This window comes from Amnibacterium kyonggiense (genome assembly GCF_004364555.1).
In the GTDB taxonomy this organism is placed as follows: Bacteria; Actinomycetota; Actinomycetes; order Actinomycetales; family Microbacteriaceae; genus Amnibacterium; species Amnibacterium kyonggiense.
In genome coordinates this window covers 1,188,003-1,205,908 of sequence record NZ_SOAM01000001.1, presented here as the reverse complement: position 1 = coordinate 1,205,908, position 17,906 = coordinate 1,188,003, and the positions used below count along the sequence as shown (strand labels likewise).

14 protein-coding genes are annotated in these 17,906 nt (G+C 72.0%); 3 read left to right on the top strand and 11 right to left on the bottom strand.

The genetic code is table 11. The features are described from left to right. Positions 1-16: 16 nt before the first annotated feature. The 6 genes from mmsB to CLV52_RS06125 form a co-directional block, all read right to left on the bottom strand. Complete coding sequence (gene mmsB / locus CLV52_RS06150; RefSeq protein WP_133765368.1) at positions 17-1,252, bottom strand: multiple monosaccharide ABC transporter permease; 1,236 nt, start codon at positions 1,250-1,252, stop codon at positions 17-19. Further along, a complete protein-coding gene (mmsA, locus tag CLV52_RS06145; protein WP_133765367.1) occupies positions 1,249-2,790 on the bottom strand; it encodes a multiple monosaccharide ABC transporter ATP-binding protein in 1,542 nt (513 codons plus the stop codon). Before mmsA ends, mmsB begins: the two co-directional genes overlap by 4 nt. 105 nt (positions 2,791-2,895) lie before the next feature. Continuing rightward, positions 2,896-4,023, bottom strand: a complete 1,128-nt coding sequence (gene chvE / locus CLV52_RS06140) for a multiple monosaccharide ABC transporter substrate-binding protein (protein ID WP_425455662.1) — start codon at positions 4,021-4,023, stop codon at positions 2,896-2,898. 382 nt (positions 4,024-4,405) lie between these two features. After that, positions 4,406-5,707, bottom strand: a complete 1,302-nt coding sequence (locus tag CLV52_RS06135; RefSeq protein ID WP_133765366.1) for a sugar ABC transporter permease — start codon at positions 5,705-5,707, stop codon at positions 4,406-4,408. Further along, positions 5,704-6,468, bottom strand: coding sequence for an ATP-binding cassette domain-containing protein (locus tag CLV52_RS06130; RefSeq protein ID WP_133765365.1), 765 nt, complete (start codon positions 6,466-6,468; stop codon positions 5,704-5,706). The genes CLV52_RS06135 and CLV52_RS06130 overlap by 4 nt, the downstream gene beginning before the upstream one ends. A gap of 117 nt (positions 6,469-6,585) precedes the next feature. Next, positions 6,586-7,656: a sugar ABC transporter substrate-binding protein gene (locus CLV52_RS06125; RefSeq protein ID WP_211342616.1), complete on the bottom strand. Its 1,071-nt coding sequence runs from the start codon at positions 7,654-7,656 to the stop codon at positions 6,586-6,588. Positions 7,657-7,844: 188 nt separating this feature from the next. On the opposite strand from CLV52_RS06125, the gene yicI reads away from it, so the two are divergent. After that, positions 7,845-10,166, top strand: coding sequence for an alpha-xylosidase (gene yicI / locus CLV52_RS06120; RefSeq protein ID WP_133765364.1), 2,322 nt, complete (start codon positions 7,845-7,847; stop codon positions 10,164-10,166). An 18-nt stretch (positions 10,167-10,184) separates the two neighbouring features. Here yicI and CLV52_RS06115 read toward each other — a convergent pair whose 3' ends face one another. Next, entirely contained in the window at positions 10,185-11,084 is a 900-nt protein-coding gene (locus CLV52_RS06115) for an aldose 1-epimerase family protein (RefSeq protein ID WP_133765363.1), read from the bottom strand. Then, complete coding sequence (locus tag CLV52_RS06110) at positions 11,081-12,325, bottom strand: FAD-binding protein (RefSeq protein ID WP_133765362.1); 1,245 nt, start codon at positions 12,323-12,325, stop codon at positions 11,081-11,083. Before CLV52_RS06110 ends, CLV52_RS06115 begins: the two co-directional genes overlap by 4 nt. An 81-nt stretch (positions 12,326-12,406) precedes the next feature. Here CLV52_RS06110 and CLV52_RS06105 point away from each other — a divergent pair, with 81 nt between their 5' ends. After that, positions 12,407-14,137, top strand: a complete 1,731-nt coding sequence (locus tag CLV52_RS06105) for an aldehyde dehydrogenase family protein (RefSeq protein ID WP_133765361.1) — start codon at positions 12,407-12,409, stop codon at positions 14,135-14,137. 91 nt (positions 14,138-14,228) lie between these two features. Here CLV52_RS06105 and CLV52_RS06100 read toward each other — a convergent pair whose 3' ends face one another. The 3 genes from CLV52_RS06100 to CLV52_RS06090 are packed head-to-tail and all read right to left on the bottom strand — an operon-like array spanning position 14,229 to position 16,634. Continuing rightward, positions 14,229-15,407 (bottom strand): ROK family protein, encoded by a 1,179-nt coding sequence (locus CLV52_RS06100; RefSeq protein WP_246017977.1) that lies wholly within the window; start codon positions 15,405-15,407, stop codon positions 14,229-14,231. Positions 15,408-15,459: 52 nt separating this feature from the next. Next, positions 15,460-15,987 (bottom strand): flavin reductase family protein, encoded by a 528-nt coding sequence (locus CLV52_RS06095; protein ID WP_133765360.1) that lies wholly within the window; start codon positions 15,985-15,987, stop codon positions 15,460-15,462. A 59-nt stretch (positions 15,988-16,046) separates the two neighbouring features. Further along, on the bottom strand, positions 16,047-16,634 hold the full coding sequence (locus CLV52_RS06090) for a TetR/AcrR family transcriptional regulator (RefSeq protein ID WP_133765359.1): 588 nt from the start codon (positions 16,632-16,634) through the stop codon (positions 16,047-16,049). Positions 16,635-16,798: 164 nt separating this feature from the next. Between CLV52_RS06090 and CLV52_RS06085 the strand changes: the two genes are divergently transcribed. Beyond that, the gene (locus CLV52_RS06085; protein ID WP_133765358.1) at positions 16,799-17,824 is read left to right on the top strand and encodes a LacI family DNA-binding transcriptional regulator; all 1,026 of its coding nucleotides are present in this window, start codon (positions 16,799-16,801) and stop codon (positions 17,822-17,824) included. Positions 17,825-17,906 lie beyond the last annotated feature (82 nt).

The window sequence follows — 17,906 nt, the reverse complement described above, 5'->3', positions numbered from 1 at the left end:
CTTCGTGCGACTCGGGTCAGCGGCCGCCGCTGCGGCGCTTGTTGTAGATGTCGAACGCGACCGCGGCGAGCAGCACGAGGCCCTTGATGACCTGCTGCACGTCGATGCCGACGTTCAGGATCGACATGCCGTTGTTGAGGATGCCGATGATCAGACCGCCGATGATGGCGCCCGGCACCGTGCCGATGCCGCCGGTCACCGCCGCACCGCCGATGAAGACGGCGGAGATGGCGTCGAGCTCGAAGCCGTTGCCGTTCACCGGGCTCGCGAGGTTCAGCTGCGCCGTGAAGACGAGACCGCCCAACGCGGCGATGACGCCCATGTTCACGAACAGCAGGAACGTGGTCCGCTTCGTCTTCACGCCGGACAGCTGCGCCGCGGCGAGGTTGCCGCCGATGGCGTAGATGTGGCGGCCGAAGACGGTGCGGCCCATGACGAGCGTGTAGATCACGACGAGCGCGCCGAGGATCAGCAGCACGATCGGGGTGCCGTTGTAGCTCGCGAGCAGCACGGTGACGAGCATCACGAGCGCGACGGTGAAGACGAGCTTGACGAGGAACCACACCAGCGGCTCGTCCTCGAGGTCGTACTTCTTGCGGACGCGGCGCTGGCGCAGCTGCGTGCCGATGATCGCGAGGGACGCGAGCGTGCCCAGGATCATCGTCAGCGGTTCGTAGCCCGTCGTGCCGAACGCCGGCAGGAAACCGGAACCGATCGCGCGGAAGCCGTCCGGGAACGGGGAGATCTGCGTGCCGCCGAGCACGACCTGCGCGAGGCCGCGGAACAGGAGCATGCCGGCGAGCGTCACGATGAACGCGGGGATCCCGAAGTACGCGACCCAGAAGCCCTGCCACGCACCGACGATCGCGCCGAGGACGAGGCAGAGGACGATCGCGAGCGGCCAGGGCAGGCCCCAGCGGGTGATCATGACGCCGGCGACCGCGCCGATGAACGCCACGACCGAGCCGACCGACAGGTCGATGTGGCCCGCGATGATCACCATCACCATGCCCACCGCGAGGATGAGGATGTAGCTGTTCTGGTTGATCAGGTTCGAGACGTTGTCCGGCTGCAGCGTCACGCCGGCCGTGGTGATCTGGAAGAACAGCACGATGACGATCAGGGCCAGGAACAGGCCGGTCTGGCTCAGCTGGCTGCGCAGGTAGCGCGCCGCGCGGGCCACGGGGTTGCCCTGCGGCGCGGGCGGCACGGGAGCGGCGCCGCGCTGCTCGGGGGTGAGGGTGCTGGTCATGCTTCCGTGGTCTCCCGGTAGGTGGTCATGTACTGCATCAGGTGCTCGGGCGTGGCCTCGGACCGCGGCACGTCCGCGGTGATGTGGCCCTCGCTGAGCGTGTAGATCCGGTCGCAGATGCCGAGCAGCTCGGGCAGCTCGGAGGAGATGACGATGACGCCCTTCCCCTGGTCCGCGAGGCGGTTGATGATCGTGTAGATCTCGTACTTCGCGCCGACGTCGATGCCGCGCGTCGGCTCGTCGAGGATCAGCACGTCGGGGTCGGCGTACATCCACTTGGACAGCACGACCTTCTGCTGGTTGCCGCCGGAGAGCTTGCCGGTGATCGCGGCGACCGTGGGCGCCTTGATGTTCATGCTCTTCCGGTACTCGTTGGCGACCGTCGTCTCCTTGTTCCCGTTGACGACGCCCCAGGTGGCGAGCTTGCCGAGCGCGGAGCCGGAGATGTTCCGCTTGATGTCGTCGATCAGGTTGAGGCCGTAGCGCTTCCGGTCCTCCGTCGCGTACGCGATGCCGTTGTCCACGGCCTGCGCGACGGTGTTCACCTTGATCTCGCGACCCCGCTTGTACACGTGGCCGGAGATGTTCGAGCCGTAGGAGTGGCCGAAGACGCTCATCGCGAGCTCGGTGCGGCCGGCGCCCATCAGACCGGCGATGCCGACGATCTCGCCCGCGCGCACCACGAGGTTCGCGTCGAAGACGATCTGCCGGCTGCGGTCGACCGGGTGGAAGACGTTCCAGTCCTCGATCCGCAGCAGCTCCTCCCCGATGTGCGACTCGTGGTCCGGGTAGCGGCTCTCGAGGTCGCGGCCGACCATGCCCTTGATGATCCGCTCCTCGGAGACCTCGCCCGCCTTGAGGTCGAGGGTCTCGATGGTGCGGCCGTCGCGGATGATCGTGACCTTGTCCGCGATCGCCTCGATCTCGTTCAGCTTGTGGCTGATGATGATCGAGGTGATGCCCTCCTCGCGGAGCTGGGAGATCAGGTCGAGCAGGTGGGCGGAGTCGTCGTCGTTCAGCGCGGCGGTCGGCTCGTCGAGGATGAGGAGCTTGACCTCCTTCGAGAGCGCCTTCGCGATCTCGACGAGCTGCTGCTTGCCCACGCCGATGTCGACGATCTTCGTGATCGGGTTGTCCTTCAGCCCCACGCGGCGGAGCAGCTTGCCCGCCTCGAGGTTCGTCCGGTTCCAATCGATGATGCCGCCGCGGGCCTGCTCGTTGCCGAGGTAGATGTTCTCCGCGATCGACAGGTAGGGGCTGAGGGCGAGCTCCTGGTGGATGATCACCACGCCCGCGGCCTCGGAGTCGTTGATCGAGCGGAACTCGACGGGCGATCCCTCGAGGAGGATGTCGCCGTCGAAGGTGCCCGCGGGGTAGACCCCGGACAGCACCTTCATCAGGGTCGACTTGCCGGCCCCGTTCTCACCGCAGATCGCGTGGACGGTTCCGCGCTCGACCTGGAGGGTGACGTCCTGCAGCGCCTTGACGCCGGGGAAGGTCTTCGTGATGCCGCGCATCTCGAGGATCGTGTCGGCCATGCCGCTCCTCTTCTTCTCTTCCTGCTTGACGCACCGGAGGCGCTCCCGCCGGCCGTTCGCCCGAGGGCGGACCGGCCGGCGGGAGCGCCGCGGCGGTGGGGGCTGCTACTTGAGGTCGGAGGCCGAGTAGTAGCCGCTGTCGACGAGGACCTTCTGGTAGTTGTCCTTCGTCACGACGACCGGCTGGAACAGGTAGGACGGGACGACCTTGACCTTGTTGTTGTAGCTCTTGGTGTCGTTGACCTCGGGGGTCTTGCCCGTGAGCAGGTCGTTCGCCATCTTCACGGACTCGTCCGCCAGCTGACGGGTGTCCTTGTAGACGGTCGAGTACTGCTGGCCGGCGATGATCGACTTGACGCTCGGGATCTCCGCGTCCTGACCGGTGATGATCGGGAGCTTCTTGCCCGAGTCGCCGTAGCCGGCACCCGTGAGGGCCGAGATGATGCCGATCGACATGCCGTCGTAGGGCGACAGCACGCCGTCCACCTTCTGGCCGGACGAGTAGGACTTCGCGATCAGGTTCTGCATGCGCTGCTTGGCGCGGTTCGCGTCCCACTGCTGGGTCGCGACCTGCTGGAACGCGGTCTGGCCGGAGCGGATGACGATCGTCTTGTCCGCGATGTACGGCTTCAGGGTGTCCATCGCGCCGTTGAAGAAGAACGTCGCGTTGTTGTCGTCGGCCGAGCCGGCGAAGAGCTCGACGTTGAACGGGCCCTTCTTGTCGGTCTTCTTGCCGTCCGCGTCCACCAGACCGAGGCCCGTGAGGAGGCTCGTCGCCTGGTCGACGCCGACCTTGTAGTTGTCGAAGGTCGTGTAGTAGTCGACGTTCTTGTTGCCGTTGATCAGGCGGTCGTAGGCGATGACCTTGACGCCCTTCTTGCCGGCGGTGTCGAGCTGGTCGGACAGCGCGGTGCCGTCGATCGACGCGATGATCAGGACCTTGGCGCCCTTGGTGATGTCGTTCGACACCTGCTGGACCTGGGTCGGGATGTTGTCGTTCGCGTAGTCGAGCTGGACCTTGTAGCCGAGCTTCTCGAGGCCGGCCTTGACGGCGTCGCCGTCGTGGATCCAGCGGGTCGAGGTCTTGTTCGGCATGAGCACGCCGACGAGGGCGCCCTTGTTGTCCGTGCTCCCGGATGCGGCGGTGTCGCTGCCACGACCGCCGGAGCAAGCCGCGAGGGAGAAGGCCATGCCGACGGCGACGGCGCCGACGGCCAGCTTCTTGAACTTCACTGTGGTTCCTTGTCTGTCCTTGGCGGACGTCATCGTGTCGCTCGTGGGCGAGGAACACCGGGTCGCACGTCCGCGCGGGGCGGGGCACGATCCGGATGGTGCGGAGCGATCGCCCGCTGCGGTGGCACTCTCGGGCGGCCACGGACCCGGGGCGGCCCTCAGGGCCGGCCGACGCCGTCTTCGCCGTTCGTGTGACACCGTGTGAACGGTCACATCCGAGGGGAGATAGTGCTCTCATCCTCAGTGCAGGTCAAGTTCACGGGGGCGCGCGTCGCCCATCGTGACGCGGTCGTTATGAGCGCTCACTTTCGCGCGCGCGAGAAGGGGCGCCCGGCTGACCGGACGCCCCTCCTCGCTCGTCGCCCGCGGGCGACGAGATCGATCAGACGCGGGCCAGCGAGGCGCCCGCGCGCTTGCGGGACAGCGCGTCGACCGTGGCCGCGAGCACCAGCACGCCGCCGGTGACGAGCAGGTTGATGCCGCCCGGGAGGGCGAGCAGGCCGAGGCCGTTCGCGATCGCCGTGATCACGAGGGCGCCGACGAGGCCCTGGACGAGCCGGCCGCGACCGCCGAAGAGGCTGACGCCGCCGACGACCGCCGCGGCGACGCCGTTCAGCACGTCGGTCTGACCGAAGCTCGACCCGACGACGCCGACCTGGCTGGCTTGGAACAGGCCCGACACGATCGCGAGACCGGAGCAGAGCACGAAGGCCGAGATCCGGATGGCGGCGACGTTGATGCCGGCGCGGCGGGCCGCCTCCGGGTTGCCGCCGACCGCGTAGAGGTGGATGCCCCAGCGGGTGCGATCGAGGATCTGCGTGCCGATCCAGAGCAGCGCGACGACGATCGGGACGACGATCGGCACGCCGGCGATCGGGAACAGCGGGTTGTTGCCCCGGTTGAGGTTCAGCAGGAACACGACGGCGCCCGACACGACGGCGATGACGGCGACCCGCGCGAAGAGCAGGCCGATGCCGCGCACCGGGACGCCCGCCCGCACCCGGCGCCCGCGGTCGTAGAACGCGGTGCCGAGCGTCACGAGGACGGCGATCGCCCACAGGATCCAGCCGACGACCGGCGGGATGTTGCTGTTCTCGATCGCGGTCACGGCCGGCTCCGTCACCCGGTACGTGTTGCCGTCGCCGAGGATGACGAGTTGGAGGCCCTGGAAGCCGAGGAACAGGCCCAGGGTGACGACGAACGACGGGATGCCGACCTTCGCCACGAAGTAGCCGATGAAGAGGCCGATCACGATGCCCACGGCGAGCGAGATCGCGAACGCGAGGATCCAGTTGACGCCCATGCCGTTGTTCAGCTGCACGAACACGGCCATGCCGACACCGGCGGTGACCCCGGCCGAGAGGTCGATCTCCGCGATCAGGATCACGAAGACCAGCGCGACCGCGAGCATGCCGAGGAAGGCGGTCTGCGTCATCAGGTTCGCGATGTTCGGCAGGCTGAGGAAGTCGGGGCTGAGGATCTGGAACAGGATGCAGAGCACGACGAAGCCGCCGAGGGCGGGCAGCATGCCCATCTCCCCGGAGCGGACCCGCGACACGTAGGCGCGGAACTGGTCCGCGGCCGTGCCCTCGTAGCCGGTGGCGATGCCGGGCGGCGTCGCGCCGCCGGCGGTGTCGATCTTCGCCGCGAGCGACGTGTCGACGTCCTTCTGCTCGGTCGTCATCGAGCCGCTCCTTCGAGGTTCGGCGTGAAGGTCTTCGCGCCGGTGATGTAGCCCACGACGTCGTCGCGGTTCGAGTCCTTGGTCTCGACCTCGGCGACCATGGTGCCGAGGTAGAGCACGTTGATGTGGTCGGCCACGGCGAAGACGTCGGCGAGGTTGTGGCTGATGATCAGCACGCCGACGCCCTGCTCGGCGAGGCGGCGGACGAGCAGGAGCACCTGCTCGGTCTGCGCGACGCCCAGCGCGGCCGTCGGCTCGTCGAGGATGACGACCTTCGCCTGCTGCAGCACGGCCCGCGCGATCGCGACCGTCTGCCGCTGACCGCCGGAGAGCGAGGAGACCTTCTGCCGCACGGACTTCATCGTGCGGACGGACAGCGAGCCGAGCGTCGAGGACGCCTGCTTCTCCATCTCGCCGTTGCTGAGGGTGCCCTGGTGGACCTCCTCGCGGCCGAGGAACATGTTCTGGACGATGTCGAGGTTCTCGCAGAGCGCGAGGTCCTGGTAGACGACCTCGATGCCGAGCTTCGACGCGTCCTTCGGGCTGGTCAGGTGGACGGGTTCGCCGCCGACCAGCACCTCGCCGGAGTCGTAGGGCTGCACGCCCGCGAGGCCCTTGATCAGGGTCGACTTGCCCGCGCCGTTGTCGCCGACGAGCGCGCTGACCTGGCCCGGGTAGACCTTGAGGTTCACCCCCTTCAGCACCTCGACGGGGCCGAAGCCCTTCCGGACGTCTCTGAGTTCGATGTACGGGGCGACCAAGGCCCTCTCCTTCTTGCAGCGCTGCGACGAGGTCCGCCGGGACCGGCGGAGGGGGAACGGACCAGCGGGTCCGGAGCGCGCTCGCGCTCCGGACCCGCTGGCCGCGTCACGGGGTGATCAGCTGATGCCGGCCGCGGAGCACTTCGCCGCGACGTTGCCCGTGCAGACCGCGGAGGTCGTGGCGTTGCCGTCGTCGAAGACCTGCTTCATGTTGTCGGCCTTCACGAGGATCGGCGTGAGGAGGTAGGACGGCACGCCGTCCTGCGTCGTCGGGGCCGACGGCTTCTTGCCCTGGAGCAGCGAGATCGCGACCTCGGACGCCTGCTTCGCCTCGAGCTGGTACGGCTTGTAGACCGTGCCGTACTGCTTGCCGAGCAGGATGTTCTGCAGACCGGCGACCGACGCGTCCTGACCGGAGGTCGGGACCGTCTTGTTGTACTTGTTCAGCACCGTGATGACGGCCGCGTTGTTCGCGTCGTTCGCGGTCCAGACGGCGTCGATGTTCCCCTTGAGCGTCGTGTACGCCTGCTGGAACTCGGTGCCCGACTTCGTGGCGTCCCACGTGCCGGCCGGGGACAGCGCGCACTTGATGCCGGCCGCGCCCATGACCTTCAGCGCGCCGCTCTTGAAGAACGCCGCGTTGCCGTCGGTCGGGTCGCCGGACATGCAGACGACCTTCGCCGTCTTCGGGTCCTTCTTCTCCGCCTTCAGGCCGTCGACGATCATCTGGCCCTCGAGCTCGCCGACCTTCTCGTTGTCGAACGAGACGTAGTAGTCGGCGCCCTTGATCGGGCGGTCGTAGGCGATGACCGGCACGCCGGCGGTGTGCGCCTTCTGCAGCACCGTGGCGCCCACGCCGTTCAGGTCGACGAGCAGCATCACGCCGCAGCCCTTCGTGAGCTGCGACTGCGCGATCTGCGTGTACTTGGAGGTGCTGTTCTGCGCGTTCTGGATGTTCGCGTTGAACCCGGCGTCGTTCAGCGCCTTGTTGAGGGCGGGGCGGTCGCCGCTCTCCCAGCGGGGGGACGACTCGGTGTCGGGGAGGATCACGCACGCGGTCTTCTTGGCCGCGCTGGTCGCGCCCCCGGAGGAGCCGGAGCCGCCGCCGCTGCCGTTCGAGGAACAGCCCGCGAGGGCGATGGTCGACATGGCGGCGACGGCCACCATGCCCATGATCGTGCGCTTCAAGGCGTCTTTACCTTTCGTCAGGGCGGGACGGGACCCGCATCCTCGGCGTCGAGGAACTCGCAGACTGTACCCAGGAGGAGGGGAACCCTTTGTGACCCGTCACATAACGATGCCGTAACAACGAACCGGCATGCAGGTCTGTGTCAGCATGACGAGGCGGCGCAGGGGTGCGCCCGGAAGGCGGCAGCGTGCGGTTCACCGACGGGTTCTGGCTCATGCGACCCGGCGTGGAGGCGCACTACGCGCGCCAGGCCTACGCCCTCGCGGTCGCGGACGACGCCCTCGTCGTGACCGCGCCGACGAAGGTGATCGAGACCCGCGGCGACACGCTGAACCTGCCGGTGCTGACTGTGACGGTCGCGCCGCACGCACCCGGCGTGGTCCGGGTGCGGATCGAGCACCACACCGGCGGCGGTGAGGCGCTGCGGTTCGAGACCGCGCCGGCATCGGGCGGTTCGGTGGCGGTGGAGGACGACGGCACGGGCGTCGTGACGAGCGGCGACCTGGTCGCCCGCGTGTCCCCCGGCGCCCCGTGGCGCCTCGAGTTCGCCTCGGGTGGCCGCGTCCTCACCTCGAGCGGGCACCGGTCCCAGGCGTGGATCCGGCTCGCGCCCGACGCGGCCGTCGACGCGCCCCCGGTCGGGCTGCCGCTCGGCGGCGCGTACGTGCACGAGCAGCTCGACCTCGGCGTCGGGACGCAGGTCTTCGGGCTCGGCGAGCGGTTCGGGCCGCTCGTGAAGAACGGCCAGACGGTCGAGATCTGGAACGCGGACGGCGGCACGTCGAGCGAGCAGGCGTACAAGAACGTGCCGTTCTACCTGACCGACGCGGGCTACGGCGTGCTCGTCGACGAGCCCGGCCACGTCTCGTTCGAGGTCGGCTCCGAGGCCGTGCAGCGCGTCCAGTTCTCGGTCGAGGGCGAGTCGCTGCAGTACTTCGTGATCGCCGGGGACTCCCCCGCGCAGATCCTCGAGCGCTACACGGCGCTGACGGGCCGCCCGCCCGAGGTGCCGGCGTGGAGCTGGGGCACGTGGCTCTCGACGAGCTTCACGACCGACTACGACGAGGCGACCGTGACGTCGTTCCTCGACGGCATGCGCGACCGCGATCTGCCGCTGTCGGTGTTCCACTTCGACTGCTCCTGGATGCGCGAGCTGCAGTGGACCGACTTCGTGTGGGACGAGCGGGTGTTCCCCGATCCGGAGGGCATGCTGCGGCGGCTCCACGACCGGGGCCTGCGGGTGTCCGCCTGGATCAACCCGTACATCGCGCAGCAGTCGCCGCTGTTCCAGGAGGCCGCGGCGGCCGGGCACCTGCTCCGGCGGCCGGACGGCTCGGTGTGGCAGTGGGACCTCTGGCAGGCGGGCATGGGGGTCGTCGACTTCACGAGCGAGGCCGCCACGACCTGGTTCCAGGAGCACGTGCGGCGGCTCCTGCGGCAGGGCGTCGACGCGATCAAGACCGACTTCGGCGAGCGCATCCCGCTGGACGTCGTCTTCGCGGACGGGTCCGACCCGAAGCGCATGCACAACCTGTACGCCGAGCGCTACAACGCGGCGGTCCACGCGGTGCTCGACGAGGAGCGGCCGGGCGAGGCGGTGGTCTTCGCCCGGTCGGCGACCGCCGGCGGCCAGCGGCACCCGGTGCACTGGGGCGGCGACTCCACCTCGACGTTCGCGTCGATGGCGGAGACCCTCCGCGGCGGCCTGTCGCTGTCGCTGTCCGGCTTCGGCTACTGGAGCCACGACATCGGCGGCTTCGAGGGCACGCCCGACGCGGCGGTGTTCAAGCGCTGGGTCGCCTTCGGGCTGCTGTCGAGCCACAGCCGCTTCCACGGCTCGGACTCCTACCGCGTGCCGTGGCTGTTCGACGACGGCGACGAAGCTGCGCCGGACTCGGCGGTGAGCGTCACGCGCCGCTTCGCGACGCTGAAGAACCGGCTCGCGCCGTACCTGATCGCGGCGGGCCGCGAGGCGGCCGCGACCGGCATGCCGGTGATGCGACCGATGGTGCTCGCCTTCCCGGAGGACCCCACGGCGCGGCCGCTCGACCGGCAGTACCTGCTCGGCCCGGACCTGCTCGTCGCGCCGGTGTTCTCCGCCGAGGGCGACGTCGAGCTCTACCTGCCCGCCGGCACGTGGACGCACCTCCTGACGGGCGAGCGGGTGCAGGGGCCGACGTGGCGCCGCGAGCGCCACGGCTTCGACTCGTTGCCGCTCTACGTGCGGGAGGGCGCCGTGCTGCCGATCGGCGCACGCGACGACCGGCCCGACACGGACCACCTCGACGGCCTGACCCTGGTCGCCTTCCCGGGCGCGGACGGCGTGCGGGAGGTCCGGGTCGGCGACGCCGTGTTCGCGGTCGAGACGTCGGACGACGAGGTGCACGCGACCGGGCCGGAGGGCCGGTGGTCGCTGCGCCTCGGCGGCGCCCAGCAGGCGGCCGACGGGGGCGCCGCGCACCTCCGCCGCACCGCGGAGCCGGTGCCGGGCCCGGTCCTCCCCGACTGAGCGCCGGTCGAGTCGGGACTACACCGCCTCGATCGTCCACTCCACCGCGTGCGACGCGCCCGGCTCCAGCACGACGAGGTCCGTGCCGGAGTTGAACGCGTCGGGCGGGCACGTCATCGGCTCGACGGCGAGGCCCGCGCGGTTCAGCGCCGGCTCGGGGCGGTCGGCCGTGTGCACCTGCACCCACGGCGCGACCGCGTCCCAGCGCAGCTCGGTGCCGCGCCCGTCGGCCGCGATCACCCGCGCCCGGTGCGCGCGCAGCCCGGTGAACGCGTGGTCGATGAAGAGGTCGCCGATGCGCCGCGGGGCCGCGAAGTCGAACGGACCGCCGGCGACCTCGCCGAGGCCGGTCGGGACGAGCCGCTCGTCCACCTCGAGCACCCGGTCCGCCGCGAGCTCGAGCGTCCAGTCGTCGACCCGGCCGGGACCGGCGACGAGGTACGGGTGCCCGGAGGCGCCGTAGGGCGCTCTCGCGTCCCCCGTGTTCGTCGTCGTGATCCGGGTCCGGAGCCCGTCGTCGGCGAGGCGGTGCTCGACCTCGACGCGCAGCGGGTGCGGGTACCCGGCCTGCGCGACGACGTCCGTCGTGAGGGTCACGGCGTCGGTCGCGCGGTGCACCACGCGGAAGTCGCTCCAGCAGACGAGGCCGTGCAGGGCGTGCCCGCGGTCGGGCTCCGTGAGGGGCAGCTGCTGCTCCTGCCCGTCGAACGCGTAGCGTCCGTCGACGACGCGGTTCGGCCACGGCGCGAGCACGACGCCGCGGTAGACGGGGCGCAGCTCGTCCTGCGCGAACGGGGCGACGAGGTCGCGGCCGTCGTGCGTCAGCGAGCGGAGCGTCGCGCCGACCGACGCGATCTCGGCGGCGTAGGCGCCGTGGCGGAGCGGGACCGCGGTCCCGCTGATGGGCAGCGCGCTCATGCGGACGCCTCCAGGAGTCGATCGGTCGCGGGGCCCCGGAACTTGCCCTCCGGGTCGATGCGGTGCGCGAGCACGCGGAAGTCCGCGAAGCGCGGGTAGCGCGACGCGACGACGGCCGCCGGGATCGTGTGCACCTTGCCCCAGTGCGGGCGCGGGCCGAAGGGGTCGAGCGCGGCCTCGATCTCGGGCGTCAGCGCGACGACGGCGTCGGGGGCGTTCCGCCAGGTGAAGTGGATCGCCATGGAGTCGCGGCCGGACGCCTGGCTGAGCCAGAGGTCGTCGGCGGCCATGGTCCGCAGCTCGGTGATGAGCAGGAGCGGGGCGATGTCCGCCGCGAGCGCGCGGACCGCCTCGAGCGCCGGCGCGGCGTCCGACCGGTCGATGAAGTACTCGGTCTGGATCTCGTCGCCGTTCGAGGGCGTGCTGTCGATCCGGAAGTGCGGCAGGTGCGCGGACCAGGCGCCCGCGAACCCCTGCTGCGTGGTGTTGTCGTCCTCGGACTCGAGGATCTGCGACGGGCCCTCGATCCTGGTCGCGCCCGCGAGCTCCTCCGGCACCGCCTCGTCCAGGGCGGCGATCCGCCGCTTCACCCAGACCTGCCCGATCGGGTCGGTCGCCCAGTCGGTGAACACGCTGACGCTGTAGCCGGCGGACGTCACGGCCGGCACGTCGGCGAGCAGCGTCGCCCAGCGCAGGCCGCGGTACACGTCCTGGCGGACGAGGTAGGACGGCTCGATCGCGAGCTCGACGCGGACCACCACGCCGAGCAGGCCGAGCGCGACGACGGAGCCCGGGAAGTCCGCGTCGCCGTGCCGGACCCAGCGCAGGGCGCCGTCCGGCCCGACGAGCTGCAGCCCGCGGACCGCGGTCGAGAGGTTGCCGTTCAGGTCGCCCGAGCCGTGGGTGCCGGTCGAGATCGCCCCGGCGACGGAGATGTGCGGCAGCGAGCCCATGTTGTGGAGGGCCCAGCCCTGCTCGGTCAGGTACGTCGCGACCGCGGCGTAGCGCGTGCCCGCGCCGACCGCGACGACCCGGCGCTCCTCGTCGAGCGCGAAGTCCGGGGGGATCTCCGTCGTCGTGACGAGCACGCCGTCGGTGTCCGCGACGTCGTTGAACGAGTGCCGCGTCCCGAGCGCGCGGATGCGCGGCGTCCGCTCGACGAGCCGCTGCACCTCCTCGATCGACGTCGGCGCCTCGACCGCCGTCGCCCGGTACTCGACCGTGCCGGACCAGTTGCGCATGCGAACCCCTTCGTCTCGGAAGCCTCCCCATCCTGCCGGACGCGGCAGGGGTTACCGTTGGGCCGGCACGGAGGGAGCTCGATGAGCGTCGGCACCGCACGCGCTTCGGACGACGTCGTCGACGAGGCGGCGCTCGACCGGGCGCTGGAGGACCTCGAAGCGGGCGCGACGCGCTGGGCGACCACACCGCTGCCGGAGCGGGCCGCGCTGCTCCGCCGCACGCACGCCGCCGTCGCCGAGCACGCGGAGGAGTGGGCGCTGACCGCCGCCCGCGTCAAGGGCCTCGACCCGGCCTCGCCGCTCGTCGGCGAGGAGTGGCTCTCGGGCCCCTACGCCGCGCTCACCGCGCTCGCACGCCTGGCGAGCACCCTCGACGTGCTCGCCGCGGGCCGCAGCCCGCTCCGCGGCCTCTCGTTCCACGCCGCGCCCGGCGGCCGCCGCGCCGTCGACGTCCTGCCGCTCGACCGCACCGAGTCGCTGCTGCTCAACGGGTTCCGCGCGGAGGTCTGGTTCCCGCCGGGCACGACGGATCAGCGGGCCATGCTGACCGCCGGTCTCGGCGCACTGCGCGTCGGCGAGTCCGGCGGGGTCGGCCTCGTCCTCGGCGCGGGGAACATCACCTCCATCCCCCCGCTCGACGTCCTGTACGAGGTCGTCGCGCACAACCGCGCGGCGGTCCTCAAGCTGAACCCGGTGCTCGCGGAGCTCGAGGGCCCGTTCTCGCGGGCGTTCGCGCCGCTCGTGGACGCCGGGCTGCTGCGCATCGTGCAGGGCGGCGCGGCCGTCGGCGGCTTCCTCGCGCACCACCGGCTCGTCGCCCACGTGCACATCACGGGCAGTGTCGTGAGCCACGACGCGATCGTCTGGGGCACCGGCGAGGAGGCGGCCGAGCGCAAGCGCGCCGGGACACCGCTGCTCGAGGTGCCGATCACGAGCGAGCTCGGCGGCGCCTCGCCGATCATCGTGGTGCCGGGCGCGTGGACGGACGCGGAGCTCGCCTTCCAGGCCGAGCACGTGGCGACGATGCGGCTCCACAACGGCGGCTACAACTGCATCGCGGGCCAGGTCCTCGTCGTCTCCGCGGACTGGCCGCAGCGCGCGGCGTTCCTCGACGCCGTGCGGGCGGCGATCGCCGCCGCTCCTCCGCGGCCCGCCTGGTACCCCGGCAGCGCCGACCGCACGGCGGCCGCCGTCGCCGCCTACCCGGAGGCCGAGCGGCTCGGGCCGGACGGCGGGCGCGTCCTCGTGGAGGTCGGCTCGGGCGACCCGCACGCGATCGAGACGACCGAGTGCTTCGCCCCCGTCCTCGGCGTCGTCGACGTGCCCGGCACCGGTCAGGCGTTCCTCGACGCCGCGGTGCGGCTCGCGAACGACGACCTCGTCGGCACGCTCGGCGCGAACGTGCTGATCCGGCCGGAGGACCGCGCGGCGCTCGGCGCCGGCTTCGGCAGGGCGATCGCCGCGCTGCGGTACGGCACGATCGCCATCAACGCGTGGACCGGCCTCGGGTTCCTCCTCGCCGCGACGCCGTGGGGCGCGTTCCCCGGCGGGACGCTCGCGGACGCCGGGAGCGGCATCGGTGTCGTGCACAACGCGCTGCTGATCGACGGCGCCGAGCGGACCGTGCTGCACGGGCCGTTCCGCCCCTTCCCCGCCTCCGTGCTCCGCGGCGAGCGGGCCCTCTCCCCGCGCCCGCCCTGGTTCGTGACCGCGCGGACCGCGGCGACGACGGGCCGGCTCCTCACCGGCTTCGCCGGCGGCCGGGCGCCCTGGCTGCTGCCCGCGGCGCTCGCCTCCGCCTTCCGCGCCTGACCTTTCACGGATCAGGACGGATCGGCCGACACGCCGTGTCCGGCGGGGATCACGACGGCGTGTCGCGCAGCGCGTCCTGATCCGTGCAAAGTCAGCGGGCGGGCCAGGTCGCCGGGTCCGCGAGGACGGGGCCGAATGCGAGCTCCGCGGCGCCGATGAGCAGGATGCTCGGGCCGAGCTCGCTCCGCCGGATCTCCACCAGCTCGCCGATGCCGGGCAGCGCGCGGTCCGCGACGAGCGCCTCGAGCCGCGGACCGGCCACGCCGGCGAGCGCGGAGAGGAAGCCGCCGAGGATCACCCGCGCGGGATTCAGCACCGTCACCGCGTTCGCGATCGCCGTCGCGAGCACGTCGACCTGCTGCGCCACCTCCAGCTGGACGGCCGGATCCGTGGAGGCCGCGAGCGCGGCCTCGAGGCGGTCGGCGTCCCTGTCGGCGAGGCGGAGCACGCGGAGCAGCGCGGCGCGGGAGACCGTCGCCTCGAGGGTGCCGCGCACGCCGAGCGTGTCGGCGGCGCCCGCCGGGGTGAGGATCGTGTGCCCGAACTCGCCGGCGTGGCCGGTCGCGCCGGCGAGCGGCATGCCGCCCGCGACGATGCCGCCGCCGATGCCGCTCGCGCCGCCGTTCAGGTAGACGAGGTCGGCGACGCCGCGGCCCGCGCCGAACAGCGCCTCCGCCCTCGCCCCGAGCGTGGCGTCGTTCGCGGCGGCGACGGGCACCTGCAGCACCTCGGCGAACCGCTGCGCGAGCGGCACGTCGCGCCAGCGGAGGTGCGGCGCGAGCCGGACGACGCCGTCGGCCGTGCTGACGACGCCCGGCACGGCGAGGCCCGCCCCGACCGGTTCGTGGCCGGGCTGCCGGGCGTGCAGGCGGCGGACCGCCGCCGCGGTCGCGTCGAGGGCCTCGTCGACGGTCGGCGGGGCGGCGAGCGGCGTGCGGTCGACCGCGATCACCTCGCCGCCGAGGCGCACGAAGGCGACCGTGATCGCGTCGACCTCCGGGTTGATCGCGATGGCTACGGGCCGCTCGCCGGCCCGCACGACGGGGCTGGGGCGGCCGACCTGGCCGCCGGCGGCGGGCTCGTCCTCGACGACCAGCCCGCGGGCGACGAGGTCGGCCACGAGGGCGCCGACGGTCGACCGGTTCAGGCCGCTGACCCGGGTCAGCTCGCTCCGCGTCGCCGGTCCGGCGTGCACGCGCTGCAGCACGAGCGCGAGGTTCCGCCGCCGCTCGGCGCCGCCGGCACGGCCACCGAGGTCGGGGGTCAGCACCGCGCCAGCATAGGAGGGCCCTCGCGCGCCGCCGGGGCTGGCGCCGCCTGGATCAGGCGGCGGCGTCCGCCGGGCTGAGGCGCCGGAACGCCGAGCCGTGGAACACGAGCGGCGGGACGGCGGGCTCGCTCCCCACCGCGTGGACGCGCAGCAGCACCACGTCGTGGTCGCCGGCGCGCACGCCGCCCTCGATCGAGGTCTCGAGGTGCAGCGGGGCGCCCGCGACGAGCACCGCACCGGTCGGCGTCCGGGTCGTCTCCACGTCGCGGAAGCGGTCGTGGTCGCCCTTCGCCGCGAGCCGGCGCGCGACGCCGTCGTGCGCCTCCCCGAGCACAGAGACCCCGAGCCGGTCGGCGCGGCGCAGCACCGGCCACGTCGTGCTCGTGTGCTGCACCGCGAACAGGACGAGCGGCGGGTCGGCCGAGATGCCGACCTGGAAGGAGGAGACGACGAGCACGCGCGGCGCCCCGTCCACCTCCGCCGCCACGGCCGCGACGCCGGACGGGAAGAGGCCGAACGCGCGGCGCAGCGCGCCGTCCATGGAGCCGGGTGCGGGATCGAGCGGGACGAGCGGAGCCATGCGGCCTCCTCAGGCTGAACCGAACGGTTCAACGGTAGGCGGCCCGTGTTTCGCCGGCGTTACGCCCCGGCCGGGAGCGGCATCCGGACGACGTACGCGGCGAACGCCGCGTCGAGCACCGCGCGATCCGTCCCGGACAGCAGCGCGAACTGCAGCCCGCGCAGCACGGCGACGAGCTCGGTCGCGGTCACGAGCGGTTCGTCCGCGCCCTCCCGCTCGAGGACGGTGCGCACGGCCTCGACCCACTCGCCGCCCATGCTGTCGAGCAGCTCGGTGTTGCGCTCGGGGTGGTAGAGCGCGACGCCGAAGGACTGGAAGAACAGCGCCAGGAACGGAAGGTTCTCCTCGTGCGCGATGTCCCGCCACGCGCGCAGCAGCCGGTCCCGGAGCGGTCCGCCGTCCTCCGCGAGCCGGACGAGCGCGCCGTGCAGGTGCGGGAAGCGCGTGAAGGCGACGAGGATCGCCTGCCCCAGCGCCGCCTCCTTCGACCCGAAGTGGTACAGGAGCATGCGATTGCTCGACCCCACGGCGCGGGCGAGCTCGCTGAGGCTCAGATCCGTCGCACCATGGGCGAGCACGTGGTCCGCCACGCGCTCGAGGAGCCGGAGCCGACCGGAGGGTGGCGTGGTGTCGACCGCGTCGCTCATGGTGCCGCCCAATGTAACGATCGGCACCGCGGAACCGGAGGCGGGCGAAGTTGCCCCTTGCCGCGGAACCGAAACTTTCGGCAGAATGGCCGAAAGGCCTCTCGGCCGCTGCTCGCCCGGAACGACCCGTGCGGCATGCGCCCCGGCGGGCGTGAGGAGCAGCGATGTCCACGACGGAGGCCGGCCGGCGCGAGCGCACCACGCTGTCGATGCTCGCCGCCGAGGCGGGGGTGTCGCTGTCGACGATCTCGAAGGTGCTGAACGGGCACGCGGACGTCGCACCGTCGACCCGGCAGCGCGTGGAGCTGCTGCTCGACGAGCACGAGTACCGCCGCCGCGGCACCGCGGCGAAGGGGTCGACCCTCGTCGAGCTCGTGTTCTCGGACCTGTCGAACCCGTGGGGCACCGAGGTCATGGCGGGCGTCCAGGAGGTCGCGCACCAGGAGGGGATGAGCGTCGTGCTCTCCCCCAGCAGCGCGCGGCACGAGCCGAGCCCCGAGTGGCTGCCCGGCATGCTCCGGCGCCGTCCCGCGGGGGTCCTGCTCGTCTCGACGGAACCGACCGCACAGCTCACCGAGCGCCTCGCCTCGCGCTCCATCCCCTTCGCCGTGATCGACCCCGCGGGCGAGCTGGCGCCCGGGATCGCGGCCGTCGGCAGCACCAACTGGGCGGGCGGCCTGGCCGCGACGCGGCACCTGATCGAGCTCGGGCACACGCGGATCGCGGCCGTCAGCGGGCACGCGCACCAGCTGTGCTCCTGGGCCCGGCTGGACGGCTTCCGCTCGGGGATGGGCTCCGCCGGCCTGCCCGTGCGCGAGGACTGGGTGCTCATGGGCGACTTCCTGCCGAGCGGGGGGCGGCGCGCCGCCGAGCTGCTCCTCGCCGGCGACGACCGCCCGACCGCGATCTTCGCGGGCAACGACATGCAGGCGCTCGGGATCATCGAGGTCGCGACCGAGCGCGGGCTGCGCGTCCCGGAGGACCTGTCGGTGGTCGGCTACGACGACACGCAGGTCGCCACCTGGGCCCGGCCCCGGCTCACGACGGTGCATCAGCCGATCCGCCGGATGGCCGCAGAGGCCACCCGGATCGTGCTCGCGCTCGCCGCGGGCGAGGCCGTCGAACGGCAGCGGCTCGAGCTCGCGACGCACCTCGTCGTCCGCGACAGCACGGCGCGTCCGACCGCGTGACGCCCCGCTCGACCGGCGCGGCCGACCGAACGTGACCGAACCGAGATCGAGAATCGCGGAAGTTTTCGTTGACATTGCCGCG